The organism is Moraxella sp. VT-16-12 (assembly GCF_002224245.2).
Lineage (GTDB): Bacteria > Pseudomonadota > Gammaproteobacteria > Pseudomonadales > Moraxellaceae > Moraxella.
The window spans coordinates 14,467-40,421 of sequence record NZ_NKHK02000003.1; the positions used below are offsets into that span (position 1 = coordinate 14,467).

30 protein-coding genes are annotated in these 25,955 nt (G+C 42.1%); 23 read left to right on the plus strand and 7 right to left on the minus strand.

The window, feature by feature from the left end:
- Nucleotides 1-8 precede the first annotated feature (8 nt).
- The 16 genes from CEW93_RS03065 to sppA all read left to right on the plus strand — a co-directional run bounded on the left by CEW93_RS03065 (nucleotide 9) and on the right by sppA (nucleotide 15,730).
- The gene (locus tag CEW93_RS03065; protein WP_089538943.1) at nucleotides 9-458 is read left to right on the plus strand and encodes an isoprenylcysteine carboxylmethyltransferase family protein; all 450 of its coding nucleotides are present in this window, start codon (nucleotides 9-11) and stop codon (nucleotides 456-458) included.
- Nucleotides 459-531: 73 nt separating this feature from the next.
- Nucleotides 532-1,182 (plus strand): 3-isopropylmalate dehydratase small subunit, encoded by a 651-nt coding sequence (gene leuD, locus CEW93_RS03070; protein ID WP_089538942.1) that lies wholly within the window; start codon nucleotides 532-534, stop codon nucleotides 1,180-1,182.
- 17 nt (nucleotides 1,183-1,199) lie between these two features.
- Entirely contained in the window at nucleotides 1,200-1,790 is a 591-nt protein-coding gene (locus CEW93_RS03075; protein WP_089538941.1) for a hypothetical protein, read from the plus strand.
- Nucleotides 1,791-1,816: 26 nt separating this feature from the next.
- Nucleotides 1,817-2,887, plus strand: coding sequence for a 3-isopropylmalate dehydrogenase (gene leuB, locus CEW93_RS03080; protein ID WP_089538940.1), 1,071 nt, complete (start codon nucleotides 1,817-1,819; stop codon nucleotides 2,885-2,887).
- A gap of 702 nt (nucleotides 2,888-3,589) precedes the next feature.
- A complete protein-coding gene (locus CEW93_RS03085) occupies nucleotides 3,590-4,213 on the plus strand; it encodes an aminodeoxychorismate/anthranilate synthase component II (protein WP_089538939.1) in 624 nt (207 codons plus the stop codon).
- Nucleotides 4,214-4,222: 9 nt separating this feature from the next.
- Complete coding sequence (gene trpD, locus CEW93_RS03090) at nucleotides 4,223-5,293, plus strand: anthranilate phosphoribosyltransferase (RefSeq protein WP_089538938.1); 1,071 nt, start codon at nucleotides 4,223-4,225, stop codon at nucleotides 5,291-5,293.
- Nucleotides 5,294-5,393: 100 nt separating this feature from the next.
- A complete protein-coding gene (gene trpC / locus CEW93_RS03095; protein ID WP_089538937.1) occupies nucleotides 5,394-6,227 on the plus strand; it encodes an indole-3-glycerol phosphate synthase TrpC in 834 nt (277 codons plus the stop codon).
- Between the two features lie 154 nt (nucleotides 6,228-6,381).
- Nucleotides 6,382-8,010, plus strand: a complete 1,629-nt coding sequence (locus tag CEW93_RS03100; RefSeq protein WP_146416633.1) for a CTP synthase — start codon at nucleotides 6,382-6,384, stop codon at nucleotides 8,008-8,010.
- Between the two features lie 65 nt (nucleotides 8,011-8,075).
- The gene (locus tag CEW93_RS03105; RefSeq protein WP_089540685.1) at nucleotides 8,076-8,312 is read left to right on the plus strand and encodes a hypothetical protein; all 237 of its coding nucleotides are present in this window, start codon (nucleotides 8,076-8,078) and stop codon (nucleotides 8,310-8,312) included.
- Nucleotides 8,299-8,709, plus strand: a complete 411-nt coding sequence (locus CEW93_RS03110; protein WP_186727879.1) for a PIN domain-containing protein — start codon at nucleotides 8,299-8,301, stop codon at nucleotides 8,707-8,709. The genes CEW93_RS03105 and CEW93_RS03110 overlap by 14 nt, the downstream gene beginning before the upstream one ends.
- Nucleotides 8,710-8,718: 9 nt before the next feature.
- Nucleotides 8,719-9,585 (plus strand): 3-deoxy-8-phosphooctulonate synthase, encoded by an 867-nt coding sequence (gene kdsA / locus CEW93_RS03115; RefSeq protein WP_089540681.1) that lies wholly within the window; start codon nucleotides 8,719-8,721, stop codon nucleotides 9,583-9,585.
- A 149-nt stretch (nucleotides 9,586-9,734) separates the two neighbouring features.
- Complete coding sequence (gene eno / locus CEW93_RS03120; RefSeq protein WP_089540680.1) at nucleotides 9,735-11,051, plus strand: phosphopyruvate hydratase; 1,317 nt, start codon at nucleotides 9,735-9,737, stop codon at nucleotides 11,049-11,051.
- Between the two features lies 1 nt (nucleotide 11,052).
- A complete protein-coding gene (locus CEW93_RS03125) occupies nucleotides 11,053-11,475 on the plus strand; it encodes a septum formation initiator family protein (protein ID WP_222432712.1) in 423 nt (140 codons plus the stop codon).
- 8 nt (nucleotides 11,476-11,483) lie between these two features.
- Entirely contained in the window at nucleotides 11,484-12,182 is a 699-nt protein-coding gene (gene ispD, locus CEW93_RS03130; protein ID WP_089540678.1) for a 2-C-methyl-D-erythritol 4-phosphate cytidylyltransferase, read from the plus strand.
- Nucleotides 12,183-12,184: 2 nt separating this feature from the next.
- A complete protein-coding gene (locus tag CEW93_RS03135; protein ID WP_089540676.1) occupies nucleotides 12,185-14,602 on the plus strand; it encodes a ComEC/Rec2 family competence protein in 2,418 nt (805 codons plus the stop codon).
- A 117-nt stretch (nucleotides 14,603-14,719) separates the two neighbouring features.
- On the plus strand, nucleotides 14,720-15,730 hold the full coding sequence (sppA, locus tag CEW93_RS03140) for a signal peptide peptidase SppA (RefSeq protein WP_089540673.1): 1,011 nt from the start codon (nucleotides 14,720-14,722) through the stop codon (nucleotides 15,728-15,730).
- A 17-nt stretch (nucleotides 15,731-15,747) separates the two neighbouring features.
- On the opposite strand, the gene CEW93_RS03145 is transcribed toward sppA, so the two are convergent.
- Nucleotides 15,748-16,041 (minus strand): DUF2218 domain-containing protein, encoded by a 294-nt coding sequence (locus CEW93_RS03145; RefSeq protein WP_186727880.1) that lies wholly within the window; start codon nucleotides 16,039-16,041, stop codon nucleotides 15,748-15,750.
- 123 nt (nucleotides 16,042-16,164) lie between these two features.
- Between CEW93_RS03145 and CEW93_RS03150 the strand changes: the two genes are divergently transcribed.
- Both CEW93_RS03150 and CEW93_RS03155 read left to right on the plus strand, forming a co-directional pair.
- Complete coding sequence (locus CEW93_RS03150) at nucleotides 16,165-16,536, plus strand: CidA/LrgA family protein (RefSeq protein WP_089540669.1); 372 nt, start codon at nucleotides 16,165-16,167, stop codon at nucleotides 16,534-16,536.
- The gene (locus CEW93_RS03155; RefSeq protein WP_089540612.1) at nucleotides 16,533-17,234 is read left to right on the plus strand and encodes an LrgB family protein; all 702 of its coding nucleotides are present in this window, start codon (nucleotides 16,533-16,535) and stop codon (nucleotides 17,232-17,234) included. Before CEW93_RS03150 ends, CEW93_RS03155 begins: the two co-directional genes overlap by 4 nt.
- A 9-nt stretch (nucleotides 17,235-17,243) precedes the next feature.
- Here CEW93_RS03155 and CEW93_RS03160 read toward each other — a convergent pair whose 3' ends face one another.
- Together CEW93_RS03160 and CEW93_RS03165 are read right to left on the minus strand one after the other, a co-directional pair.
- Nucleotides 17,244-18,086: a lytic transglycosylase domain-containing protein gene (locus CEW93_RS03160; protein WP_089540610.1), complete on the minus strand. Its 843-nt coding sequence runs from the start codon at nucleotides 18,084-18,086 to the stop codon at nucleotides 17,244-17,246.
- 166 nt (nucleotides 18,087-18,252) lie between these two features.
- Nucleotides 18,253-18,855 carry a nitroreductase family protein gene (locus CEW93_RS03165; protein ID WP_089540607.1) on the minus strand — a complete coding sequence of 201 codons (603 nt, stop codon included), beginning with the start codon at nucleotides 18,853-18,855 and terminating at the stop codon, nucleotides 18,253-18,255.
- A gap of 131 nt (nucleotides 18,856-18,986) precedes the next feature.
- Between CEW93_RS03165 and CEW93_RS03170 the strand changes: the two genes are divergently transcribed.
- Nucleotides 18,987-19,886 (plus strand): LysR family transcriptional regulator, encoded by a 900-nt coding sequence (locus tag CEW93_RS03170; protein WP_089540606.1) that lies wholly within the window; start codon nucleotides 18,987-18,989, stop codon nucleotides 19,884-19,886.
- Nucleotides 19,887-19,915: 29 nt separating this feature from the next.
- On the opposite strand, the gene CEW93_RS03175 is transcribed toward CEW93_RS03170, so the two are convergent.
- Together CEW93_RS03175 and CEW93_RS03180 are read right to left on the minus strand one after the other, a co-directional pair.
- Nucleotides 19,916-20,617 (minus strand): LrgB family protein, encoded by a 702-nt coding sequence (locus CEW93_RS03175; RefSeq protein ID WP_255503919.1) that lies wholly within the window; start codon nucleotides 20,615-20,617, stop codon nucleotides 19,916-19,918.
- Entirely contained in the window at nucleotides 20,614-21,033 is a 420-nt protein-coding gene (locus CEW93_RS03180) for a CidA/LrgA family protein (RefSeq protein ID WP_089540603.1), read from the minus strand. Before CEW93_RS03180 ends, CEW93_RS03175 begins: the two co-directional genes overlap by 4 nt.
- Before the next feature lie 225 nt (nucleotides 21,034-21,258).
- Here CEW93_RS03180 and CEW93_RS03185 point away from each other — a divergent pair, with 225 nt between their 5' ends.
- Together CEW93_RS03185 and CEW93_RS03190 are read left to right on the plus strand one after the other, a co-directional pair.
- Entirely contained in the window at nucleotides 21,259-21,648 is a 390-nt protein-coding gene (locus tag CEW93_RS03185; RefSeq protein ID WP_089540601.1) for a hypothetical protein, read from the plus strand.
- 4 nt (nucleotides 21,649-21,652) lie between these two features.
- A complete protein-coding gene (locus CEW93_RS03190; protein ID WP_143822794.1) occupies nucleotides 21,653-22,369 on the plus strand; it encodes an alpha/beta hydrolase in 717 nt (238 codons plus the stop codon).
- Here the strand turns inward: CEW93_RS03190 and hflX are convergent.
- The gene (hflX, locus tag CEW93_RS03195; RefSeq protein ID WP_089540597.1) at nucleotides 22,352-23,731 is read right to left on the minus strand and encodes a ribosome rescue GTPase HflX; all 1,380 of its coding nucleotides are present in this window, start codon (nucleotides 23,729-23,731) and stop codon (nucleotides 22,352-22,354) included. The genes CEW93_RS03190 and hflX overlap by 18 nt on opposite strands.
- Nucleotides 23,732-23,816: 85 nt before the next feature.
- Between hflX and CEW93_RS03200 the strand changes: the two genes are divergently transcribed.
- Nucleotides 23,817-24,602, plus strand: coding sequence for a hypothetical protein (locus CEW93_RS03200; protein WP_089540595.1), 786 nt, complete (start codon nucleotides 23,817-23,819; stop codon nucleotides 24,600-24,602).
- On the opposite strand, the gene CEW93_RS03205 is transcribed toward CEW93_RS03200, so the two are convergent.
- A complete protein-coding gene (locus CEW93_RS03205) occupies nucleotides 24,594-25,004 on the minus strand; it encodes an ACT domain-containing protein (RefSeq protein ID WP_222432713.1) in 411 nt (136 codons plus the stop codon). The two genes, CEW93_RS03200 and CEW93_RS03205, sit on opposite strands and share 9 nt — an antisense overlap.
- A 66-nt stretch (nucleotides 25,005-25,070) precedes the next feature.
- Here CEW93_RS03205 and folP point away from each other — a divergent pair, with 66 nt between their 5' ends.
- Nucleotides 25,071-25,940: a dihydropteroate synthase gene (folP, locus tag CEW93_RS03210; protein ID WP_089540665.1), complete on the plus strand. Its 870-nt coding sequence runs from the start codon at nucleotides 25,071-25,073 to the stop codon at nucleotides 25,938-25,940.
- Nucleotides 25,941-25,955 lie beyond the last annotated feature (15 nt).

Below are 25,955 nucleotides of genomic sequence, written 5' to 3' on the forward strand. Positions count from 1 at the left end.
TGTCTTAAATGTCTCTTGAATTAAAAATACCACCTGTAATTTTAGTGGTGATTGTTGCTATCGTGATGACGATTCAGGCACAGTTTTCTATCATGCCTTTTAGGTTGTCATGGTTGATTGCGGGTGGTATAGCGATATTAGGGTGTGGTATTATTGGCATGGCGGTATGGCAATTTAAGCAAGCCAAAACTACCGTCAATCCCTTAAATCCCAATCAGAGTAGCCAAATGGTTAATACAGGCATATTTGCTATAAGTCGTAATCCCATGTATGCGGGTATGGCAGTCATATTGATTAGTGTCGCAGTATTTTTGGGTGAGTTATCTGTTCTTATTTGGGTGGCTGGTTTTATACTCTATATGACCAAATTTCAAATAAAACCCGAAGAGCGGATATTAACCAAAAATTTTGGCGATGACTATGCAAGATATTGTGAAAAAGTAAGACGTTGGATTTGATGGCTGATGATAATTTTATTGATGCAAGTGATAGATTGTTAGTTTTAATTTTGATACAAATTGGAGTAAAACCATGAAACAATACACCACCGAAATTGGCATTGTTGCCCCGCTTGACCGTGCCAATGTGGACACCGATTTGATTATCCCCAAACAGTTTTTAAAATCCATCAAACGCACAGGCTTTGGCGATAATTTGTTTGATGAATTGCGTTATCTTGATGAAGGTTATTTGGGTCAAGACATTTCAAAACGCCCAAAAAATCCTGACTTTGTCCTAAACCAAGACCGCTATCAGGGAGCAACCATTTTACTGGCTCGCAGTAATTTTGGCTGTGGGTCTAGCCGTGAGCATGCCCCTTGGGCGTTAAATGAATTTGGGTTTAGAACGGTGATTGCCCCAAGTTTTGCCGATATTTTTTATAATAACAGCTTTAAAAATGGCATGCTCCCTGTGATACTCACAGAGAGCGAAGTAGACGAGCTGTTTAACGAATGCTTTGAGAATATCGGCTATCAATTAACGGTGGATTTAGAAAATCAACAAGTGGTTACGCCAAGCGGTAAAGCCTATCATTTTGAAGTGGACGCATTTAGAAAGCATTGCTTATTAAATGGTTTAGATGATATTGGTTTGACCTTGCAAGACAGTGATAAAATCCGTGCCTTTGAAGAAAAGGCGAAAGTGGATAGACCGTGGGTGTTTAGGGATTTGACAGTTTAATATTTTAGGGCTTTCCAATGATAGATATTGAAAAAGTTCTTAAAGAGCTTGCTAAAAAACGTCCTGTTTTTCATTCGGAAGCGGATTTTCAACATGCATTAGCATGGGAAATTCGTGATAAATATCAGAATTTTGATATTCGTCTTGAACAAAGGTTGCTCATATCTAATGAAAAATTTGGTTATATTGATTTAATTTTAATTGATAAAAGTCAAGGCAAAAAAATATTTATTGAGCTTAAATATAAAACCAAAAATTCAAGAATTGAATTTAAAAAAACAGATGTTTATGATGATGAGATTTTTGAATTAAAGAATCATACTGCTCACACTGATAATAAAAAACTGTTTTATCATGATATTGATAGATTGGAATACCTTGTAAGGTCAAACCAAAATAGTGAAGCATACGCTATTTTCTTGACTAATTCTCATCTTTATTATAAGAATGGTTCGACAAATTGTCTACACACTTATAAGAAAGATACTATTGTGCCAAAATCAATATCAAGCAATCAGAATTTGGCTTGGCTAGATTATTCTGCTGTTAAAGATGTGTGTGGTGTAGAAGTTTTATTTAAATGTTTAGTAGTAAAAATTTTAAAATGATTTATTTGTAAATTCAAGGAAATATCATGACCAAAAAAATCGCAATCCTAAACGGCGATGGCATTGGACCTGAAATCATCGCCCAAGCCGTCAAAGTCCTAGACAAGCTCATTGAACAAGGGCTTGATGTGTCTTACGAATACGGCAAATTAGGTGGTGAAGCCTACGATGCTTATGGCTCGCCATATCCCACCCAGACCCAAGAACTTTGCCAAAAGGCGGATGCGGTGCTTTTGGGAGCGGTAGGTTCGCCACAGTATGATAATTTGGAGCGTTCACTACGTCCTGAGCGTGGTTTGCTTGCCATTCGTAAGGATTTAAATTTATTTGCTAATTTGCGTCCTGCCATTTTGTACAAAGAGCTTGCCAACGCTTCTACCTTAAAGCCTGAAATTGTCGCAGGTTTGGACATTTTGATTGTGCGTGAGCTGACGGGTGATATTTATTTTGGTGAGCCTAGGGGTATTCGCACACTTGACAGTGGCGAGCGTGAAGGCTTTAACACCATGAAATATGCTGAGAGCGAGATTCGCCGTATCGCCAAAGTGTCGTTTGAAGCGGCTCAAAAGCGAAATAAAAAACTGTGCAGCGTGGATAAAGCCAATGTGCTAGAAACTACTGAGTTGTGGAAAGAGATTTTTACGGAAGTGGGTAAAGAGTATCCAGATGTTGAGCTTAGCCATATGTATGTGGATAATGCCGCCATGCAACTGGTTAAAAACCCCAAGCAGTTTGATGTGATTGCCACAGGCAATATTTTTGGTGATATTTTATCCGACCAAGCGTCCATGCTGACAGGCTCTATTGGTATGCTTCCATCAGCTAGCCTAAATGAGACTGGCAAAGGCTTGTACGAGCCAAGCCACGGCTCAGCCCCTGATATTGCAGGGCAAGATAAAGCTAATCCATTGGCGACCATTTTGTCGCTTGCCATGCTGGTGCGTTATAGTCTAAACGATGAAGCACGAGCCGTTCAGATAGAACAAGCAGTACAAAAAGTGCTAGAACAAGGCTATCGCACGGCAGACATTTATGAAGATGGCACAACGCTGGTTGGCTGTGCGGATATGGGCGATAAGGTGGTAGCGGCCTTGTAATTTTTGCTTTACGGTTTGGTAAAAACAGCGTGTGATGTTTTATGTTGTTTAAAATAGCCACATGACAAAGCATAAAAAATGTTGTTACGATTAATGATAAAACCCAGTCAAATAACTGGGTTTTTAAAATTTGGTATTTCATCCAAATAAATCAAGTGATGATTGTTATAAAATGGTTTTTTAATATAAAAAATGACACATGATGATTTAAAACTATCTAAAACACCCAATTTGCTTATATTATAAAAGGTAAATACCACTTATTAGAACGTTTAAGTTAAAGCATGGTTTGGCGATTGGGAGAAGTGGTATCAGGAACAAAGACCAGAACTATTGGAGCGACTGATACAAGAGTACAAAAACCCAGAAATCCTAATTAATCTAGACCCACAGACCTTAGTGGATTTATCATTAAAGAAGATTTAAATAATGTGCGATGTCATGTTTGGTGGAATGATGTCAATAAATATTTGGTATTAGGCATATTGATTTTGATAAAACAGTTCACAAAACATCAAAGCAGCTTAGTTATTATCAAGTTTGAAAATATTTTAAGTGATTGATTGAGCTGATACTAAGCCATTAGAACGGCACATTCTTAATATTTGACAGGCAATGAAAGAGTGGTAAAATACCACAACCAAACAAATGCGTTTTGATGGATTTTTTAAATACGAATAAAATTAATGGGTTGTATACATCATGATTTTAATGATAGATAACTATTGTAGCTTTACTTATAACATTGTACAGTACTTTGGTGAATTAAAACAAGACATCATCGTCAAGCGTAATGACGAGATAACTCTTGATGAGATAACCAAGCTTGCCCCCAAAGCCATCATCTTAGGTCCTGGTCCCTGCACGCCCACAGAAGCAGGCATTACTTTGCCAATTTTAACGCATTTTGGTGGGCAGATTCCCATTTTGGGCGTGTGTCTTGGACATCAAGCGATTGGGCAAGCCTTTGGGGGTGATGTGGTGTGCGCAGATGAAGTCATGCACGGACGGCTCTCTTGCGTGTATCATCATGATACAGACGTATTTAAAAATCTGCCAAATCCTGTATCAGTAGTGCGTTATCATTCTTTGGTGATAGATAAAAATACCTTGCCTGAGTGCTTAAAAATAACCGCTTGGACACAAAACGCTGATGGTGCTGTGGGTGAGATTATGGGTGTTCGCCATAAAACGCTGGATATTGAAGGGGTGCAATTTCATCCAGAATCCATTCTTAGCGAACATGGCTATCAGCTATTTAATAACTTTTTAAAACGTTGTGGTTTGGCGGTGCTTGATGATGAACATTTGCCCACAGTTGCCTAAGGATTGTTGATGATTGATTGGACTGATGAAAAAACCCACGCCTTTTTGGTACAAATTTTAAACACACTTGTTAGGGGGCGTGATTTGTCTGATGAAGAGACGACCACGCTCATGACCATCATCATGACAGGTCGTTGTCCTGATGTGTTACTTTCTGCCATTTTAACCGCTTGGCGCATCAAGGGTGAAAGCGTAGAAGAGATGACGGCATCTGTGCGCGTAATACGCTCTCTTGCTAAGACGGTTGTGCTTGATGCTGATAAAGCGGTGGATATTGTCGGTACAGGGGGCGATGGGGCAAATCTGCTGAATGTCTCAACTGCTGCTACTTTTGTGGTGGCGGCAAGCGGTGGTGTGGTTGCCAAACACGGCAGTACAGGCGTATCAAGTCGCTCTGGTGCATCTGATTTGTTGATGGTGGCGGGAGTGAGTCTGTTGTCAGAGCCTGCCCAAATCGCACAATGTGTGGATAAAACTGGCATGTGCTTTATGTTTGCTCCAAATCATCATCCCGCAATGAGACACGCCAAAGCGGTGCGTGGTGCATTAAAGATTCGTACCATTTTTAATATTTTAGGACCATTGACCAACCCATCATTTCCTAAACATACTTTGCTTGGGGTGTATGATGTCAGTCTTTGTGAAAAACTTGCTAAGGTCATGGGTGAGCTTGGTTCTCATCATGTGTGGGTGGTGCACAGTGATGATGGCTTAGATGAGATTAGCCTTGCTGTTGCCACGACTGTGTGTGAATATAAAAATGGACAAATCTCCACCTTTAAAATTAGCCCAAATGATGTGGGTATCGCCACGCAATCGCTTGATGGGTTGTATGTGTCATCACCTGATGAGAGTTTTGCCCTTATTAAGTCAGCTTTACAAGGTCAATCAGATAACCCACAAACCCAAAAAGCCCAAGACATCATCGCTTTAAATGCAGGGGCAAGTTTGTATTTGGTAGGTCAGGCAGACAGCTTTAAAGCAGGCGTGGCACTTGCCAAAAGCACAATCAACAGTGGCAAAGCGTGGGAAAAATTACAAGAATTTGCCAAAGTTACCCAAAGTTATGCCAGTGTTTAGCGTTATCAATAAAAAGTGAATGTTGATAAATAAACAACACGGCTTTTAGAACGATTTGGTAATTTATATTGACAAATATGATGAATCTTTAAGGAAAATCATGACCGCCCCAACCATTTTACAAAAAATAGTCGCCACCAAGCATCAAGAGATTGCTACCGCCAAAGCTCAGGTGAGTCTTGATGAGTTAAAACAAAAAATCCATCATGCTTCTGAAACAAGGGGTTTTGCTAAGGCTTTGCAAGCTGTGCCAGTTAAAGATGGCAAAATCGGTGTGATTAGTGAGATTAAAAAAGCCAGTCCATCAAAGGGGATAATTTGCCATCATTTTGACCCTGTGGCGACTGCCCAAAGCTATGAGCGTGCAGGTGCAACGTGTTTATCAGTATTGACAGACGTGCAGTACTTTCAGGGTTGTGATGAATATTTAATCGGTGCTAAAAATGCCTGTGCATTGCCTGTACTACGTAAAGATTTTATGGTGGATGAGTATCATATTTGGCAAAGTCGGGCATTGGGGGCGGACTGTATTTTGCTGATTATGGCGTGTCTTGATGATGGGACCGTCAGTAAATTGCACAGCTTGGCAATAGAGCTGGGCATGGACGTACTGATTGAGATTCATACCCAAGATGAGTTGCGTCGTGCTTTAATGCTTCCTAAATCCCCCCATAACATCTATGGCATTAACAACCGAGATTTAAACACTTTTAAAGTGGATTTATCACACAGCATTCGTTTGTGTCAAGAACTGTTTGCTAAGCTTGGTGATGATACGTTGGTGGTGAGCGAAAGTGGCATTAATCATGCAGATGACATTCATCTGATGCAAAACAACAACATTCATCATTTTTTAATCGGTGAGCAGTTTATGAGAACAGATGATGCTGGACAGGCACTTGCCAAACTGCTTAATGACGTTCAAATGACATAGAATGTAGAAATATGATTTGTTACAATGAGAGTTTGTCAAATACCAAAATTTGGATAAAAACAGAACATCCCATACAATAAAAATTTCCCTTGCCCCCTATATTTTTTCATCAATTTTTAGTAAAATTCGGTTTTACCAGTAAGCGATGATTACTATGACAAAATTTATCTTTGTAACTGGCGGTGTGGTGTCTTCTTTGGGCAAAGGCATTGCTGCTGCTTCTTTGGCTTCTGTATTGGAAGCTCGTGGTCTTAAAGTTACCATGACCAAAATGGACCCGTACATCAATGTTGACCCTGGTACGATGAGCCCTTTTGAGCATGGTGAAGTGTTTGTTACCGAAGATGGGGCAGAGACCGACCTTGATTTGGGCTATTATGAGCGATTTTTGAGACGCTCGAAAATGTCCAAAGCCAACAACTTCACTTCTGGGCGTATCTATCAAACCGTGCTTGCCAAAGAACGCCGTGGTGATTATTTGGGCAAAACGGTACAAGTTGTACCTCACATCACCGATGAAATTCAAAACCGCATTTTAGCCTCAGGTGAAGGTTATGACGTTGCCATGATTGAGATTGGCGGTACGGTAGGTGATATTGAGAGCCTACCTTTTATGGAAGCGGTGCGTCAGCTACTTGTCAAATTGGGGCGTGAAAATGCCATGCTCATGCACTTGACGCTATTGCCTTATATCAATTCTGCCAAAGAACTAAAAACCAAACCCACCCAGCACTCTGTCAAAGAGCTACTTTCTATTGGCATTCAGCCTGACATTTTGGTGTGTCGTACTGAGCATGATGTGGATGAAGACACTCGCCGTAAGATTGCCATGTTTACCAACGTGCCAGAGCGTGCTGTGGCGGTGTGTAAAGACGCACGCAGCATTTATGAAATCCCACGCACGTTTTATGAACAAAACGTTGATGATTTGGTGTGTGAGCGTTTTGGCTTTGAGTTGCCAGAAGCGGACTTGTCAGATTGGGACAAAGTGATTGATGGCTTGTTTAACGCCCAAGGTGAGATTGTGGTGGCGATGGTGGGTAAATATGTGGAGCTGCCAGACGCTTATAAATCAGTCAATGAAGCCTTGCTCCACGCAGGCATTGCCAACAAAGTCAAAGTCAAAATCCATTATATTGATGCCGAAAAGCTAGAAAGCGATGATGGCTTGATGGATGAATTAAAGTTGTGCCATGCTGTACTGGTGCCGGGGGGTTTTGGTGAGCGTGGCACACAGGGCAAAATGATGGCAATTCGCCATGCTCGTGAAAATGGCGTACCGTATTTGGGCATTTGCTTGGGTATGCAGCTTGCGGTGATTGAATTTGCCAAAAATGTGCTAAAACTGGATGCCAATTCTACAGAATTTGACCGCAAAACGCCCAACCCCATTATTGGTTTGATTACTGAATGGTTTGATGAAAAAGGTGATTTGCAAGTACGCACCTTGGAGAGTGATTTGGGCGGCACGATGCGACTAGGTGCCCAAGAAGCCAATCTTGTGGCAGGCAGTAAACTGGCTCACATTTATGGGGCAACCACCATCAGCGAGCGCCATCGCCACCGTTATGAGATGAACGGTCGTTATATTGAAGCCTTAGAAAATGCTGGTATGAAAATCTCAGGCTACTCTGCTAAACAGCATTTGGTGGAAACGATCGAGCTGAATGACCACCCATTTTTTGTGGCGGTACAATATCACCCTGAGTTTACCAGCTCTCCTCGTGGTGGACATCCGCTCTTTAATGCGTTTATTGGGGCGGCGACCTTGCAAAAAGCATAATAGAGCAATACAATGTCAATGGGGCGGTTTCGCCCTATTTGCTATGACCATCAAAAGGAAATGACATGATTGAAATTATGGTAACAGAAATTGCCAATTATGATATGGTGCAAATATTGCAAAAAGTAGAACAAGGTGAGCAAGTGGTATTAAGCCATAATGGTATGCAATTTTATATCACCCCCAATCAAAAACAAAATGACGATAGACAACTGGCATTTGATGAGTTTTTTAAAAAAATGAAAGGTAGATTGTCATCGGATTATCAATTTAATAGAGATGAATTGTATGACCGCCCATAATCTTTATTTTATGGATAGCAATATTTTATTGCATGCTATTGGTGATGATTTGCATAAACAGCCTATTGCGGAGCGGTTATTACGAAGTCCCGATGCAATTATTAGTACGCAAGTATTAAATGAGTTTTGTAATGTGGTTTTTCGAAAAAAATTGATGACAGATGATGAGTTGCTATCATCAATAAAATTTTTTCAAAAGTATTTTGCAATAATTGATTTAGAAAGTCATTTAGTGATTGATGCCTTAACAATCAAAAATCGCCATCAATATTCTTATTGGGACAGTTTAATTATTGCTACTGCCTTAAAATCAAATGTTGATATTTTATATTCCGAAGATATGCACCACACTCATGTGATTGATAACAAACTTACCATCCTCAATCCTTTTTTATAAGGAATAGCCATGACTTTAACTGCCAAACCCACCATTGAACTGCCATCACAATCAGGCAATATCCACATTGGTAATGATTTACCCTTTGTCTTGTTTGGGGGTATGAATGTCTTAGAAAGCCGAGAGCTGGCGTTTGAAATTGCTGAATGTTATATTGAGATTTGCCAACGATTAAATATTGGTTATGTCTTTAAAGCCAGTTTTGATAAAGCCAATCGTTCCAGTCTTTATTCGTTTCGTGGTCCTAGCCTTGAAACAGGATTGACGTGGCTTAACGACATCAAAGAAAAATATGGCGTGCCCATCATTACTGATGTTCATGAGCCTTATCAAGCCGCTCCCGTGGCAAAAGTGGCGGACATTTTGCAGTTGCCTGCGTTTTTAAGTCGTCAGACCGATTTGGTTAGCGCCATTGCTCATACAGGGGCGGTGATTAACATCAAAAAAGCTCAGTTTCTTGCTCCCCATGAGATGCGACATATCATCAACAAATGCCTAGAAGCGGGTAATGATAAGGTGATTTTGTGCGAGCGGGGTAGCGTGTTTGGTTATAATAATTTGGTGGTGGACATGCTAGGGTTTGACACCATGAAAGCCATGAATGTGCCTGTATTTTTTGATGTAACGCATGCCTTACAAGAGCCGGGTGCAAGAGCTGATAGTGCAGGCGGTCGCCGTCATCAGATTAGTACTTTGGCAAAAGCAGGTATGGCGACAGGACTGGCGGGGCTATTTTTGGAAGCTCACCCTGACCCTGATAAAGCCAAATGCGATGGTCCTTGTGCGTTAAGACTGTCCCAATTAGAGCCGTTTTTGGCACAATTAAAAGCATTGGATAATTTGGTGAAGGGATTTGATGTGTTGGATACACATTGATTATGGTTGGTAAAATCATTGGCTTCTCCCCAGTTATTTTCCAATCCTATAATAAAATACACCATTTTTATTATAAATAATACGCCATTTTGCTAAAATTTTTGTTAAAATAATTGCTATTTTAACCTTGACATTTAAAAGGAAAACCTATGTACGCTGAAACCACAAATAACGCCATAGAAATCAAAGACATCGTCGCTCGTGAGATTTTGGACTCCCGTGGCAATCCGACCATTGAAGCTGATGTGATTTTGGCAAATGGTGTCGTTGGTCGTGCTGCTGCACCAAGTGGGGCTTCTACGGGCTCTCGTGAAGCATTGGAGCTTAGAGATGGCGACCAAAGCCGTTATTTGGGTAAGGGTGTTAAAAAGGCGGTTGCCAATGTCAATAGCCAAATCCGTTCAGCCCTATTAGATAAGGACGTAACAGCACAAAGTGAGCTAGACAAGGTGCTGATTGACCTTGATGGCACAGAAAACAAAGCCAATCTAGGAGCAAATGCCACCCTTGCAGTATCACTTGCCATTGCTCGTGCGGCGGCAGTTGCCAAAAATCTGCCCTTGCACCAGTACATTGCCAATTTGCGTGGACAAACCGCTTTGACCATGCCTGTGCCGATGATGAATATCCTAAATGGCGGGGCTCATGCGGACAATACGGTGGATATTCAGGAATTTATGATTGAACCTGTGGGGTTTAATAGTTTTTCTGAAAGCCTAAGAGCGGGCACAGAGATTTTCCATAGCCTAAAATCTGTACTAAAAGCCCAAGGTCTAAATACTGCCGTGGGTGATGAAGGGGGTTTTGCTCCCAACCTACGCTCCAACGAAGAGGCCATCACCGTTATCATGCAAGCCATTGAAAAGGCGGGTTATAAAGCAGGTCAAGACATTTATTTGGCATTAGATTGTGCGTCTAGTGAGTTTTATAAAGATGGTCAATATGTGTTGGCAGGTGAGGGCAACAAAGCCTTTGATAGTCAAGGCTTTGCTGATTATTTGGCTAATTTGGTGCGTCAGTATCCCATTATTTCTATTGAAGATGGATTGGATGAAAGCGACTGGGATGGCTGGGCGTATTTGACCAAGCAGCTTGGTGATAAAGTTCAACTGGTGGGTGATGATTTATTTGTTACCAATCCTAAGATTTTAAAAGAAGGTATTGACAAGCACATTGCCAACGCCATTTTGATTAAATTTAACCAAATTGGTACTTTGACCGAGACCTTAGATGCCATCTATCTTGCCAAAGAAAACGGCTATGCCACGGTCATCAGTCACCGCTCAGGTGAGACCGAAGACAGCACCATTGCGGATTTGGCAGTGGGCACCGCAGCAGGGCAAATCAAGACAGGTTCTTTGTGCCGCTCTGACCGTGTCGCCAAATACAATCAGCTACTGCGTATTGAGCAGCAAGTAACTGCCAGCTATCGTGGGCGTGCAGAGTTTATCGGACTGCGTGGCTAAGATGAAAAAAACACCCAAATCCCCACACAAAACCATGTTTATCAGCCCAAATTTTTTGGGGTATTTGATATTGACATTAGTGGGGATTGTGGGGTTGGTAGCGTTGCAGTATCATTATTGGTATGGCGAGTCGGGTTATTATGAGCTTGCCAAACTTCAAAAAGAAGTCGCTAAGCAACAAAAAATCAATGCCGAACAAGAGCATTTAAATGCTGTGTTAATGGCGGATATTGCTGACCTAAAATCAGGATTTGGTGCGGTAGAAGAGCACGCTCGTTTAAATCTTGGGTTTATCAAACAAGGCGAAACTTTTGTGCAACTATCCACCGCCAATCAAGTGTATGCTGATGAAAAAAGCGTGATTGACACAGATGTCGCACCTGCAACTGAACCGATTGATGTGTTTGGTGAGAGTAAGCCTTAGAGATTTTTATGCCAAAAATTCATGCACTGATGGTGGCGGCAGGCGTTGGTTCTCGCTTTGGGGCAGATGTCCCAAAACAATATCTTTACATCGCTGGCAAAACCATTTTGCAACATGCGGTTTGTTGCCTAAATCACCCATCAATTACGGATTTAACACTTGTCATTGCAAGTGATGATAAGGTGGCGCAGACACTTGTTTTTGATTTTGATAAACCAATCCACTTTGCCATAGGTGGTGCAGAACGTTTTTTGTCAGTTAAATCAGGTGTGGAACACATCAAAGCTTGTGGGGCAAAAGATGATGACTGGGTGCTTATCCATGATGCGGCCAGACCATGTTTGCCGATGGCAGATTTGTCAAGATTGATTGAGATGGCAGGCGATTTGTCTGATGACTTGGATAAAAGTGCCGGTGCGATTTTGGCAATGCCTGTGGCAGATACCTTAAAATTTGCCAAAGATGGTGTGGTTTGCCATACGGTCGGGCGTGAACATCTTTATCAAGCCCAAACCCCACAGATGTTTCGCCTAAAATCACTGTTACAGATGTTACAGTTTGTTTGTCAAAATGATGTATTTATTACCGATGAAGCCAGTGGTTTTGAACATCTGGGTCAAAGTGTGGCGGTGGTGATGGGTTCTCGGATGAACATCAAGCTGACTTATCACGATGATTTGCCACTATTTGAACGACTCTTGGGATAGGCATGAACTGGCTGTTTTTTGGGTTGGTGGTGGCAGCTGTCTTGGGCGTTTTGGATGCTCCTTGGTCATCATTTGATGATACCCAAACATTTTTGGTGGATGGTTTTTGGGCGAATATATTCATAAGTACACTCGTGGTCGGGTGTATTTTTTTATGTCGTCAATGTTGGCAAATGGCGTACGCCAGTCAAAAATTGAGCAGATGGCTTGGTTTTTTGATGGGTGGTATACTCATGATGGTGGTTGGGCTGCTGTTTATGTTAAAGGCGTGGGATGTACGCAACCAACATGAACGTGTTGTACCAAAAGACAGCCACACCATTACTGCCACCGTTCATATTGGCGAGATAAGTGATGGCGTATATCATCAAGCGATGGGAATGCACTATCGCCAAAAGGCGGTTTTGAGTGATTTGCGTCTTGTGGATAATGTTCACAAGTATGCTGATAATGCAAAAACGACCGCAAATCCCTTTGGTGGCGATGATGTTGCACAAAATATTAGCTTGCCCAAAACCATGACAGTACTTTTGACGGCATTTGCCAGCAACAAAAAAGAGTTTGCGGTGCTGTCTGGGGCAAAGCCCAATACCAAAATCACCATGACACTGCTTATCTCTCCTGTTCACCATTCTACGGGTGATGGTTTTGATGGTTATCGTTGGTTGCGTACTCGCCATATTCATGCTAATGCCAAAATACTTGCCATTGATGGGAAGTTTGTGCCTGATGATGCCCAAAAGGGCATTGTGCCCATGCTTGAAAATTGGCGATGGCGATTGCGAGAGCATTTTTATCAAGATTGGCAAAACTTGTCCCCCCAAGACCGCCAAAATAAAGCCATTACCCTAAGTCTTTTAACGGGTGATAGGTCGCTGATTGATAAAGAAACCAAGGAGCTGTATCAGTTTGGCGGTATCAGTCATTTGCTTGCCATATCAGGCACCCATGTGGTATTTTTGGCAATGATATTGGCAAACATGATGGTGTGGCTGACTGATAAATATTCATTTTTATATGCAAAAATCTCTCGCACGTCCATTCGGTTGTTTGTGATGATTGTGGTGGGCGTGCTGTATGCATTATTTACAGGTTTTGATGTGCCTGCGGTGCGTACGGTGTATATGTTGATGACAGTAGCATTAGTGCGATATTTGGCATTGCCAATATCAAATGTCAGCGCACTGTTTTGGGTGGCACTTGTGATGATTTGGCTTGACCCATATGTGGTGTGGCAAGCGGGGTTTTGGTTGTCGTTTGTGGCGGTGTGGCTATTGATGCAGTATGGTGTTGATGAAACATCAGCTGATGGACTAAAACCACAGATGACCAAACTTATTAAACTGCAAGGCTGGCTGTTCATTGCCATGCTTCCTGTGTCTTTATGGCTGTTTGGTAAGGTCTCTTTGTGGGGGCTTGTGATTAATTTGTTTGCAGTGGGATTGTTTGGCATGGTGATTGTGCCAATCAATCTTTTGGCAGGTGTGCTATTTGTGATAACACCTTGGCTGTCGGATGTGTTGTGGACAGTATCGGCTGGTATATTGGGACTGCTTCATGGCTTGCTAGGCTGGATTGATGGCGTGGCTGGTTCAAGCTGGGTGTATCAAAGCATGGGTAAGGTGGGTCTTGTGTTGATGGGCTTATCGCTGTTGCCTTTTGTTGCACCAATGCTTCGCAAGAAATATGCTACCATACCTATGTTGGCATTGGCGTTTGTGCTAATGGATAAGCCAACAAATCAGCATTTATCCATACTGCCAGTCCTTGATGACTCTAATATTAGTGGACTACTCATACGTCAAAGCGGTGCTGATATGGGTAGTGTCAATCATCAGGCAAATTGGCTGGTGTTGGGGGATTTTGGCGGTCATTTATCACCCCAGCAAGCCCAAACCATGACCAATACGCTGATTGATGTCCTAAAAAAGCATCGTGTTCACCATTTAACAGGCGTGGTGGTGCAAACTCCGAGCAATGCGTTAAATGATGTGGTGCAAGGACTTAGCAAAGACATTGTCATTTATCGGTATTGGCAAGCAAGTAAATTGCTCTCACAAATTCCTGCCCAAAATTGCACAGCAGGTGAGTTGTGGCAAGGTAATGGCTTGTCAGTACGGGCTTTGACAGGTTGGCATCAAATCGCTGATGAGACGGTGTGGGGTTGTACCTTGGAGTTTGATAGTACACAAGCGATAAGTTTGCCATCAGTTCAGCATGAAGCACCCATAAGGCTTATCATCAACGGTGCTACCCACAAAAGAGCATGGGAGTTATATGCCATGCTGTGCCATGCTCCAAATATCGCTCCCAAACCTACCCACCTGTGGCTTAGCCACCCCAAATCAGCGATGAGTGATGATGTATTAAGGCAATTTTCACCACAACACATCATAACTGATCCCAAGCAGTTGCGTTAAATGATGTGATAAATAATACCATTTGTTTTGGTAAACAAAGATTGTCCCTTGTGCTTGCTCTACCATCTTTGGCGATTTTGAAGTACAATAAGCATTTTTATTTTAGTGAGACGTCTTATGGCATGGCCACCAAATCCTAATAAAACGCCCAACACCCCCCAAAATAACACACCGCCCACAGGACGTGAATGGCAAATTTTAGAAAAAGCAGTCATGGCGGGTTTAGAAGAGCAAAAAAAGACTCGCCGTTGGGGGATATTTTTTAAGTTATTAACGTTTGCTTATTTGATTGGTGTGATATTACTCATGGGGCGTGGGTGTAGTACTGCCACCAAGACAACTTCTTTGCACGAACCACATTTGGCGGTGGTGGAAGTCAATGGAGTTATCGCCAATGATACCCCCGCCAATGCTCGTGATATTAACGAAGCATTAACCAATGCCTTTGAAAATCCCAAAGCCAAAGCGGTCGCCCTTGCCATCAATTCACCAGGTGGCTCACCTGTGCAGTCAGATGAGATTTGGCAAACTGCCATGGAATTACGCAAAGAGCACCCCAACAAGAAACTTTATGCCGTCATTGGTGATGTTGGTGCATCTGGGGCGTATTATATCGCAAGCTCAGCCGATGAGATTTGGGTCAATCCATCAAGCCTTGTTGGTTCTATCGGTGTCATTTTGTCAAGTTATAACATACAAGAGTTGATGAACAAGACAGGCATTAAGGCAAATACCATGACGGCAGGCGAGTATAAAGACATTTTGAGTATCAACCGTGCCATGACTGACAGTGAACGCCAGCACGTCCAACAAGTACTAGACATCACTCATCAAAACTTTATTGATGCTGTCAAAGAAGGTCGTGGCGATAAGCTAAAAAATCCTGAACAAAATCAGATATTTAGTGGATTATTTTGGTCAGGTAAACAGTCGGTGGAGTTAGGTCTTGCAGATAAAACAGGCAGTATCTTTGCCCTAGAAAAATCATTAGATGTTGAGCATTCTGTCAATTATACCTACACTGACCCTGTGCACAAAGTTTTTGACCGTTTGGGTGTGCAAATTGGCAAAGGGTTGGGGCAGGGCGTTGAGTTAAATCTGCAAGAAAACCAAACAAAAATCCAATAACCATCAAGCTGGCAAGGTCAATCTTGCCAGTCATAGACAAAGTTTTGGTTTGCCATACGGTCTAAATGGTCGGTGATGACATGGCGTAACCTGCCTTCATCGTAGGGGCGTTCTGGGTTATCAGTGGCAGTGTTGCGAGTGTACTCAATGTACAGCTCATCATCTTTTGGGCTTAAAATCACATCCGCCCCTGCCATTTTGACAAGATAGCCTGTATCAGTCTCAGTAACTTCTACTTTATGGCGAAAATGATTGGTCAAGCGTTTGGCAAGTCTTGCTGCTTCGGTGGTGCTGACACTAACGTGTGGCATGATAAACTCCAATAAATAGTCAATGTGTTGTTGTAAATAAGACTTATTTTTATTAAATTCAAGCCCAAGAGAATAAATTATCTCAAAAAAATATCCCATATATTTAATAATAAGAGCATAAAGATGATTTTAAAGGCATTTTTGGTGATTTTTGGTTGTTTGTTTTTGGGGCAGATTTTTATTTATTTGACAAACTTGCCCTTACCACCGAGCGTGATTGGGCTATTGATATTGTTTGGGGCATTACAGTCAGGCGTGGTAAAACTTAAAACTGTACAAACGTTGGCTAAGACGCTGTTGGATTATTTGGTGTTGATGGTTGTGCCTGCGTGTATTTCCATCATGCAGTATTTGGATATTATTCGCCGTGATGCGTGGGTGCTGATTTTTGCCACCCTTATTAGTACATTTTTGGTGCTGGTGGTAACAGGTAAATCTTATGAATGGCTACGGATTTGGCAAAAACGCCATGCCCAACAAAGAGAAAAATCATGATGGCATTTGGTGAATTATTACACAGCCCTTTTTTATTATTGTTTTTGTTAATTGGGTGTTTTGAAAGTTGTGTTTGGTTAAAAACCAAGCTACATTCACCACTTATTAATCCAACTTTGATAACAACGGTGGTGATGATTGGTCTATTAACGTCTTTACAAATTCCTTGGCAATCTTTTGAAAGAGCGAGCGGTTATCTGACCTTTTGGCTACAACCTGCGGTGGTGGCACTTGCTGTGCCTTTATATATGCAGTGGCAAAAAATCCGCTCACAATGGTTGCCGATTCTTGTCTCTCAGGGCTTAGGTTCACTTGTAGGTATTGTATCTGGGGTATGGCTTGTTAAGCTTCTTGGAGGTAGTGCACAGGCAATCATATCCATTTCTGCCAAATCTGTTACCATGCCAATTGCCATTGAAGTTACCGATAAAATAGGTGGCGTTGTGGGGATTGCATCAGCGACAGTACTGATTGCAGGTGTGGTGGGACAGGTCATGGGGATTTGGCTGCTGCATTGGGTGCGTTCGTATCGTCCAATGGCTCACGGCTTGGCAATGGGGACAGCATCTCACGCCTTAGGAACGGTACGAGTTATGCAAATGGGGTCAAGATTTGTGGCATATGCAACGGTGGGGCTGATTTTAAATGGGATTTTAACAGCGTTTTTAGCCCCTGTGATTGTACCGTTTTTGCTTTAAACTTTTGAGTTAATTGCCACGACTGATAAAAATGCGTCCTGAGCCACCATTTGTGGTGTTTTCGGGTGTGTAGCTAACACGCACTGTCTGCACGCCTGATGATGTCGGCACTTGGACATTTGTGGGTGCTGGTATGGCAGTGGGGGTGGCTTGCACAACAGGGGCATTCATGGCAAGATGGGTGTGGTTGTTGCCAATGGTGCCACGATATAGACTGCTATAACGATTGTTTACGGATTTGACGTAGTTTTGGGTTTCACGAAACGGTGGAATGCCCCCATATTTACGCACATTACCAAGACCTGCGTTGTAAGATGCAACCACAAAATCACGGTTTTTAAACTGTCTTTGTAGCCATGCGATGTACTTTGTGCCACCTTCAATATTTTGGGCAGGGTCCCACGGATTGCCAACACCCATATCACGAGCTGTTCCGGGCATAAGCTGCATCAGTCCCATGGCACCGACAGGTGAGCGAGCATTAGGATTAAACGCTGATTCGGTATGGATAATCGCTTTGATGAGTGCAGGGTCCACCCCATGACGCATGGCAGATGCCAAAATCAGATGGTCATAAGCGTTACGATTGGCACTACGGCTAGGCGTGGCAGCGGTGCTGGGGTTGTAGGTGCTGGGTATGTCGCCCTTATGAAGTTTGGTATCGGGATAATAAGTTACACTGATTTCGGTAAATTTTTCGCTGCCACTTTGGTTTTGCTTGATGTTGGTTAAAAATAGTTGCTGATTGTCGCCTGTTTTGTAGGCATAGATGTTTTCAGCAAACGCCACAGAATGTAAACCATAAGCGGTCAATAGTAAACACAAAGCGGATTTAAAAGGTGTATTTAACATCGTCTTCTGGTAATTTAAATGTATTGGTTAAATTATAACACAAATTCACCAGTTGGGGAATGATAAGGGAAAAGGGGGCGATTTTATGGGATAAGTGGTTGGTGTGGGATTGGTGAATTATAAAAAAATAAAGGCACAAACGTGCCTTTATTGTGGTGTTAAGCGATTAGCCGTGAACTTTCATTCTGTCTGCCACAGGAGCAAATTCTTTGTCGCCAGCAGGGCTAACAATGCCACCAAACACAAGCTGAGCTCTTAGTTTCCAAGACTCAGGAATATTCCAAGTTTTGGCAACTTCTGCATCAATGACAGGGTTATAATGCTGTAAGTTTGCCCCCACATTTTCGCTTGCCAAAGTGGTCCAAATGGCGTATTGGGTCATGGCACTGGCGTGGTCAGCCCAAATGGGGAAGTTGTCAGCATAGGCAGGGAAACTGTCTTGTAGACCTTTAACCACATTGGTGTCTTCAAAAAATAATACCGTACCTGCACCAGCTTTAAACATGTCCAGTTTGGCTTCGGTAGCAGCAAAGTTTTCAGCAGGAACGATTTTGGCAAGTTCAGCTTTGGCGATTTCCCACAGTTTGTCATGCTCTTCACCATGTAGCACAACCAAGCGAGTGGATTGAGAGTTGAATGCTGATGGTGTATGTAGTAGGGCATGCTCTACGATTTGGTTGATGTCGTCTTTGCTAACAGGCAAAGTTTTGTTAAGAGCATAGACAGAACGGCGAGTTTGAGCGACTGTTTGTAAGGTAGTTTTTGACATAAGATTTCTCTTGTTGGTGAATTGCACGCCTATTATAAAACAAATGATGAATAAAACAACAGCCGTTTAGTGAATGGATTGTTTCTTAAAAAGAAAAGATGCTATAATGAGATTTTTGTGTACTTATCATCATGGATACTTTAACTAGCATAAAGGTTTTTCATCAGATTGTCGCCCAAGGCAGTTTTACCAAAGCATCTGATGCACTTAGTATCAGCGTGGCGATGGCAAGCAAACATTTGGCTCATCTGGAAAAACAGCTTGGCACAAAACTTTTACACCGAAACAGTCGCAACTTACATTTAACGGACGCAGGGCAGACTTATTATCAGCAGTCATTATACGCTTTGCAAGTACTCAATCATGCCGCCTTACAAGCCGCAGGGGAGACCGAAAGACCACAAGGCGTGCTTAAAATCACCATGCCACGTTGGTTTGCTAACCCAAAAGTTGCTCAGATTTTGGTACAGTTTCAGCAAAAATACCCTGATGTGGTACTAAATTTATCTTTGTCCAATCAAATGGTGGATTTGGTGGCAGATGGTTTTGATTTGGCGTTGCGGCTTGCTCATGACCCCAAGCCTACTTTAATCAGTCGCCCTTTGGCAGTGGTGGATTTTTATCTTTTGGCAAGTCCTGATTATCTTGCACGCTATGGCACACCCACCACGCCTGATGAGCTGATTGACCATCATATTATTTTACCCACATATGTCAAGATGGATAATTTGAGCGTTCGTCATCTGGCAGCCAACACCACGCACACCATACGTCCCCATGCGGTGATGATGAGCAATGACACGCCCATGAATGCTGAGCTGATTAGGCAAGGGGTGGGGATTGGTTATGCTCCTAGCTGGCTGGTGGAGCAAGATTTGGCAAAAGGTGAGCTTGTGCGGTTGCTTGTGGATTATGACATTTTATCTGCACAATTATGTGCGGTATATGTGGATAGGGCGTTTTTAAGGGCAAATGTGCGAGCATTTATTGATTTTTGGGTGCAAAAAATGGGCAGTCATGCCAATGGCTAATCTGGATTTTGGATAAAACTGATGTGTGGCTATGGTATAAAACTCATGATAAAAATCGGCAACCAAACAGCAGTAACCAGCCCATTAATCGCCAAACCAAAGGCGGCATAACGCCCTGCGGTGGGGCTGATGCTCCATGCTTCTACTGTGCCGATGGCGTGAGCGACTAAGCCAAGTGCCAATCCTTTGGCTCTATCATCTGTGATGTTTTTGAACAATATACGACACACCCCTGCCCCCAAAATGCCCGATACAATGATGATGAGATTTGCCATCACCAAAGGAGCGTTGATGATTTGAGCAACAGACAGTCCCACTGGTGTGGTAACAGAGCGGGTGGCAAATGCTAAAATCGTCTCCATATTTAGGGCAAATAGGTACGCCAGCCCCATTGGTAAGAATGCCCCCACAAGACTTGCCATCATGACTATTATGGAGAGTTTTTTGATGGGCAGACCCTTAAAGTCCATGCCTGCCAATGGCACAGCCAATAACACCGTACTATAACCTAACAGGCGGTCAAAGATGGGTTTTGCGTGAGCATAGTAAGTGGCATAAGGCAGTTGTATGATAAATAAGATAATCAAGGTCAGTACAATGGCGATGATAATCATCGGTATGCCACGAAAATAGCGGTTGATGTAACGTAGCACATATTTTGCCCCAATATGAGCGATGAGTGTTACCACAAAAGCCACCAAAACGGTGGTGCTAGACATCTCAGCGTTCATGAATGACTCTCTTGCTTGTTGGTATCATCTGCCAACCATTTGGCGGAAAGTTTGGCAAAAGCCCATAGCGGTATTACAGTGCTCATCACAATGACCGCCGATACCGCCCATAAATCTGCCCCAAGTCCAAACAGTAAAATCCCTGTTCCTGCAGACACGGGCAAAAACGCAAACCCACTATCTACAAGTAGGGTGCTTGCTGATGATGACAGCCAATGTGGCAGACCGCCCCTAAGCAGTCGCACGCCCATAAGCACACCAAATAGCGACACCAAACCGACAATGTTGGTGGCAGTAGGCATTCCCAAAGCGGTGCAGATGACAAGGGCAAGCTCACGCACCCCAATAACAAGGGTAATGGTGGCAAGCATACCAAGCCAAAAGGTGGGCGATTTGGTGAGATAGGGGGATTTCATGATTGTCTTTGTGGTAAATGGGCTTTTATTAAAGCATTGTTCGCTCATCAGGTCAAGCCACAAAAAGCCAAATCAAATAAATGTTCGGTATTTTGTGATAGAATGGGAAAAGATTGTTTGATATTGGGCGTGAAAGGGAATAAGTCTTAACTAATCTATGGCGTGCTAAATTATCTGAAAAGCGATTTGTATGACAGATGTGTATTTTAAAAGGTTGGCGTATTTATGAAATTGTTCATGATGACTTTTATCATCATTATTTTATTAGGTTGTAAGGAAAACAAAACCGACATTAAGCCCCCAATTCGCCATAAAAACATACCAAAAGAAGCGTTTTGGCATGGTCATGTAGATGGTGGACAATGGTATCACTGTCAAAAATCTAATGACATTTATTCTTTTTATTGTACAGTTTATAACGAAAATACAGGGCAAATTGTCATATCTGATAAATTTACAATCTTTGTGGAAAATAATAAAAATCAAATGCCATTAAGTGAATTTTTGGCAAAAGGAGAATTAAAAAACAATAACATCATTGGATTTAATGGCTATGATATGGGGTTAAAGTTAAATTTGGTTTTAGTACCCAGTAATAATTTGGTTGATGATTAAAAATATGAACAATTTGTTATTATTATCAGGCATGGATGGCACGGGGATTTTATTTCGTCCACTTTTGACCAAATTGGAGATATGTGCTTTTGATGTGCATATTGCCATTTATGATTTTAATACCGATGATAATCAAAATTTGAGCCATCAAGCCAATAACATCATAAAATTTATCCATACAAATTTTGGTAATGAACCATTTATTGTTGTTTTTGAGTCTTATTCATCATTGTTGGTGCCATATTTATTAAAACATGAATTAAACATTCACAAGAGTTATATTATCGGTGGATTTTTGACCTGTCCGTCTGTGATGGCAAAATGGGAGAAATTATTTCACCCAATATGGACGGCTTGGATACCCAATAAACTGTTGGGGTGGTTATTATTTCGTCATTGGGCAAATGATGAATTGATTGGATTGTTTCGTGAAGTGTTGGTAATCATTGATAAGCCTGATGTATTGCCACTGTTTAAAAAGCGTCTGTCTAATATCGCCTGTGCCAAAATCCCCCATGAATTACCAAAATCATCCATCCCTTGTGTTTATTTGTCAGCCAGTCATGATAAATTGGTTGGTATCAATGCAGGATTGGCGTTTAAAGCATTGTTTGATGATATGGCGTTTAACATTGTCAGTGGCACGCACTTTTTGTTGCAAACCAACCCTGATTGTTTGATAGATGAGCTAAATAAAAATTTATCAACAAAATGGGTCTAACTTATCATCTTTGTCATCTTGTGGTGCGTCCGCCTTTTCAAATTCTTCCAACTGTGGCAAAAACTTGGTTGCTTGATGGGGTGGCAAAACATCAAAAGGATTTAGGTGATATTTGCCAAGCAACTCTTTTAATTTGTCTTTGGCAAGATGTACCGTTAGGATTTCATGCCCTGTCTCATCAAATTGACTGTTTGTAATCACGCCCAATTCATACAACGCATTTTTAAATTGTCCTGCATTATGGGGTAAGGTAAGTGTAAAATCAGACAGTCTACCCACCAAAAGCTCTTGTACGGCTTGGATGAGTTTGTCCATGCCCAGGTTTTCACGAGCGGACACATAAACACGGTGTGGTACGCCCATCTGTTTGTAGTGAATGGTAGGTAACTCATCGGTTTTGTCAATTTTATTGTGTACCAATAGTACAGGAGCACTTGCACCAATTTCACCAAGTACTGCATTAACCGCATGAATTTGCTCGTGCATGTCAGGACTGCTACTGTCAATGACGTGTAAAAGCAAGTCGGCTTCTAAGGTTTCTTCTAAGGTGGCATGAAAACTCTCCACCAACTCATGGGGCAGATGACGTACAAAACCCACCGTATCAGCCAGTACGACATTGCCCACGCCTGACCATTTGACTTTACGCAAAGTGGGGTCTAATGTGGCAAACAGCTGGTCGGCAGCGTAAATGTTATCATCAGCTAGGCGGTTAAAAAGTGTGGATTTACCAGCATTGGTATAGCCCACCAAAGATATGGTGGGTATGTCTGATTTTTGACGTTTGGCACGCCCTTGTGAGCGGGTTTGTTTTACTTTATCCAGTTTGTTTTTAAGCTGACCGACTCGGATTTGCAAAAGCCGTCTGTCTGTTTCAAGCTGAGTTTCGCCCGGTCCACGCAGACCAATACCACCTTTTTGGCGTTCTAGGTGTGTCCAGCCACGCACAAGACGAGTGGCAAGGTGAGACAGCTGGGCAAGCTCTACTTGCAATTTGCCTTCATAAGTTCTGGCTCGCTGAGCAAAAATGTCCAAAATCAACCCCGTGCGGTCAAGCACTCGGCATTTCATCAAGGCTTCTAAGTTTCGCTCTTGGCTTGGGGTCAAATCATGATTAAAAATCACAATGTCCGCTTCGTATTGCTCTACCGCTTGGGCGATTTCGTCCGCTTTACCTGTGCCCACAAAGTATTTGGCGTGTGGTTTGTTGCGTGTGCCTGTGATGATACCAAGCTCGTTTGCCCCAGCAGAATGCACAAGCAGGCGAAACTCTTCTAAATCATCAGGGTCAATCATCTCACGAATGTCAAGATGTACCAAAATGGCATTTTCACCACCGTCATGACGTTCAAAATATTGCAAAATTTTTCCTTGAAAATTAAAAAAGCAGGGAGTTTAAAGATGTTATGATAACATAGTTTAAGCATTTTGATAAAATAAAGCATTGATGAAAAAAATCCACCCAAAAAATATCGCCCAAATTGATGACATTGATGAGCTTATTGATGTGGCGTATGTGCTGTTTGGCAGTCATCACTTATCTCAGCCTTTGCAAGTGTGTACTTATTGTTGTGTCATGCCACATCATGTGGAACAAATGTATCAATATCCTGTACACGCATTGTCCAAAGAAGTGATTTTTGATTATCTTGATGCTGCCCAATCTGGCACAGATGAGGCACTGTCTGCACAAATCCGCTATTTTATCCCACGCATTTTTGAATTGTTGGTAAAAGGTGAGTATATTCGCCATGATACCGAGCTGACCTTTGATAAATGTCGTTTGGACTTGGGTGTTTGGTCAAAACAAGAAATGGCAGTTTTTGAGCGGTTTTGTGAATTGTATTTTATACAAAAGTTGGTAGCAGCAGACAAAGAGAAATTTTGTTGGCTAGATATTTTTGGTATGATGGTGATGGTAAATTTATCGGGTATAGCTGATGTACAGCGATGGTTTGGATTATTGATAAAGCATTTGTATGTAGATAATGTTTTGATTAATTTATGTGCTCAGTTGTATTATGAGTTTAAAGATGGTTGGTATCAAAATCCCTATGCCAAACCGTTATTAACACAGCAAATTTATGATTGGCTGACCCAAAAAAGCACTTGCCAAATCATCAGTCGGCAACTGATTGCCCTAACTCAAAAGCCCATCTATCATTGCTTAGATGATGAACAAAGATTTTGGGTGGATTATGTGTTTGATTGGATGGCTGATGTGTCAGACTAAATGTTTTGATGAGTTTGCCGATTGCTGTAAAGCCAGTAATGTCTGAATTGCCAACTCTTTTTTGTCAAATGGCACAAAAATGTGGTCATGATGGTTGCCTGCCACCACATTACAACTGATGCCTACGTCGCTTAATGCCTTGGCAAAAGTGGCGGTCAGCCCTATTGCTGATAAATCTGAATGTGCATTTAAGGTAATCCACGCCGACTTAAATTGGGTGGCTAAGTTGTGCTGTTTGGCGGTTTGTTCGCTTATTACTACCGATAGACCTTCTTGTTCATAAATGCTGGCAATGATGTCAGTTGGCGGTATGTTTTTGGTTAAGGTGGCAAAATAATACACGCCGTCATTTAATACAGGGTTCATGGATGAAATTAAGGTGGGTAAGTCGCTGATTGGCATGATAAAAAATTGATAACAGATGATGTTTTTGTATTATAATGGTAATTTTGTCATATTAAAATACCCATGAATCACACCTTACATTTTCGTCAAAAAATCTTAGACCTATCCACACCCAAAATCATGGGCGTGCTTAATGTAACGCCTGATTCGTTTTCGGACGGTGGACGGTTTAATACACCAGATAATGCACTGTATCATGTGCAACAAATGCTTGATTGGGGCGTGGATATTATTGATGTTGGTGGGGAGTCCACCCGCCCAAACGCCCCAAAGGTCAGCACAGATGAAGAGCTAAGCCGAGTGATTCCAGTGGTGCAGGCTATCCGAGCTAATTTTGGTGATGATGTGTGGCTGTCGCTTGATACCAGTTGCCCTGTGGTTATTAAAGAAGGCATATACGCAGGGGCAGATATGGTAAATGATGTGCGTGGCTTGACCAGACAAGGAGCAGCTCAAATGGTGGCAAGTTTGGGCTGTCCTGCGGTCATCATGCACTCACGGGGCAAGCCTGATGAGATGACAAAAATCATGGATGGGCTTACTGATTATACTGATGTGGTTGCCCAAGTGATTGATGAGCTTGAAAGTCGTGTTGATTATGCCATTGATGCTGGTGTCATGCGTGAAAATATTGTGATAGATGTGGGCATGGGTTTCGCCAAAAATCACGCTCACCACATCACACTCATGCGACACTTGGACGTCATCATCAATCATTTTAATTTGCCCATGTTGTTTGGCGTGTCTCGTAAGCGGTTTTTGGGTGAGATTTTAAATGGATTTTCCGCCATGCAGGCACACACGCCCACTGACAGAGACTTGCTTGGTACGGTTGCTCATTTACTTGCCATTCAAAAAGGGGCAAATATCGTGCGTGTGCATGACGTGGCACAAATGGCACAGGCAATTAAAATTTGGCAACTGATACAATAAAACCCACCGATGGGT

Excerpts from the sequence above, each read along its gene's own strand:
- CEW93_RS03185 (WP_089540601.1), top strand. The coding sequence starts at position 21,259 with ATGAAATTGTTCATGATGACTTTTATCATCATTATTTTATTAGGTTGT.
- CEW93_RS03135 (WP_089540676.1), top strand. The coding sequence starts at position 12,185 with ATGAACTGGCTGTTTTTTGGGTTGGTGGTGGCAGCTGTCTTGGGCGTT.
- CEW93_RS03160 (WP_089540610.1), bottom strand. The coding sequence starts at position 18,086 with ATGTTAAATACACCTTTTAAATCCGCTTTGTGTTTACTATTGACCGCT.
- kdsA (WP_089540681.1), top strand. The coding sequence starts at position 8,719 with ATGACTTTAACTGCCAAACCCACCATTGAACTGCCATCACAATCAGGC.
- CEW93_RS03110 (WP_186727879.1), top strand. The coding sequence starts at position 8,299 with ATGACCGCCCATAATCTTTATTTTATGGATAGCAATATTTTATTGCAT.
- CEW93_RS03170 (WP_089540606.1), top strand. The coding sequence starts at position 18,987 with ATGGATACTTTAACTAGCATAAAGGTTTTTCATCAGATTGTCGCCCAA.
- CEW93_RS03180 (WP_089540603.1), bottom strand. The coding sequence starts at position 21,033 with ATGAAATCCCCCTATCTCACCAAATCGCCCACCTTTTGGCTTGGTATG.
- CEW93_RS03200 (WP_089540595.1), top strand. The coding sequence starts at position 23,817 with ATGAAAAAAATCCACCCAAAAAATATCGCCCAAATTGATGACATTGAT.
- folP (WP_089540665.1), top strand. The coding sequence starts at position 25,071 with ATGAATCACACCTTACATTTTCGTCAAAAAATCTTAGACCTATCCACA.
- CEW93_RS03075 (WP_089538941.1), top strand. The coding sequence starts at position 1,200 with ATGATAGATATTGAAAAAGTTCTTAAAGAGCTTGCTAAAAAACGTCCT.
- leuD (WP_089538942.1), top strand. The coding sequence starts at position 532 with ATGAAACAATACACCACCGAAATTGGCATTGTTGCCCCGCTTGACCGT.
- CEW93_RS03165 (WP_089540607.1), bottom strand. The coding sequence starts at position 18,855 with ATGTCAAAAACTACCTTACAAACAGTCGCTCAAACTCGCCGTTCTGTC.
- CEW93_RS03125 (WP_222432712.1), top strand. The coding sequence starts at position 11,053 with ATGAAAAAAACACCCAAATCCCCACACAAAACCATGTTTATCAGCCCA.
- CEW93_RS03205 (WP_222432713.1), bottom strand. The coding sequence starts at position 25,004 with ATGCCAATCAGCGACTTACCCACCTTAATTTCATCCATGAACCCTGTA.
- trpD (WP_089538938.1), top strand. The coding sequence starts at position 4,223 with ATGATTGATTGGACTGATGAAAAAACCCACGCCTTTTTGGTACAAATT.
- CEW93_RS03065 (WP_089538943.1), top strand. The coding sequence starts at position 9 with ATGTCTCTTGAATTAAAAATACCACCTGTAATTTTAGTGGTGATTGTT.
- eno (WP_089540680.1), top strand. The coding sequence starts at position 9,735 with ATGTACGCTGAAACCACAAATAACGCCATAGAAATCAAAGACATCGTC.
- CEW93_RS03155 (WP_089540612.1), top strand. The coding sequence starts at position 16,533 with ATGATGGCATTTGGTGAATTATTACACAGCCCTTTTTTATTATTGTTT.
- CEW93_RS03100 (WP_146416633.1), top strand. The coding sequence starts at position 6,382 with ATGACAAAATTTATCTTTGTAACTGGCGGTGTGGTGTCTTCTTTGGGC.
- CEW93_RS03150 (WP_089540669.1), top strand. The coding sequence starts at position 16,165 with ATGATTTTAAAGGCATTTTTGGTGATTTTTGGTTGTTTGTTTTTGGGG.
- trpC (WP_089538937.1), top strand. The coding sequence starts at position 5,394 with ATGACCGCCCCAACCATTTTACAAAAAATAGTCGCCACCAAGCATCAA.
- CEW93_RS03145 (WP_186727880.1), bottom strand. The coding sequence starts at position 16,041 with ATGCCACACGTTAGTGTCAGCACCACCGAAGCAGCAAGACTTGCCAAA.
- leuB (WP_089538940.1), top strand. The coding sequence starts at position 1,817 with ATGACCAAAAAAATCGCAATCCTAAACGGCGATGGCATTGGACCTGAA.
- ispD (WP_089540678.1), top strand. The coding sequence starts at position 11,484 with ATGCCAAAAATTCATGCACTGATGGTGGCGGCAGGCGTTGGTTCTCGC.
- CEW93_RS03105 (WP_089540685.1), top strand. The coding sequence starts at position 8,076 with ATGATTGAAATTATGGTAACAGAAATTGCCAATTATGATATGGTGCAA.
- CEW93_RS03085 (WP_089538939.1), top strand. The coding sequence starts at position 3,590 with ATGATTTTAATGATAGATAACTATTGTAGCTTTACTTATAACATTGTA.
- CEW93_RS03190 (WP_143822794.1), top strand. The coding sequence starts at position 21,653 with ATGAACAATTTGTTATTATTATCAGGCATGGATGGCACGGGGATTTTA.
- CEW93_RS03175 (WP_255503919.1), bottom strand. The coding sequence starts at position 20,617 with ATGAACGCTGAGATGTCTAGCACCACCGTTTTGGTGGCTTTTGTGGTA.
- sppA (WP_089540673.1), top strand. The coding sequence starts at position 14,720 with ATGGCATGGCCACCAAATCCTAATAAAACGCCCAACACCCCCCAAAAT.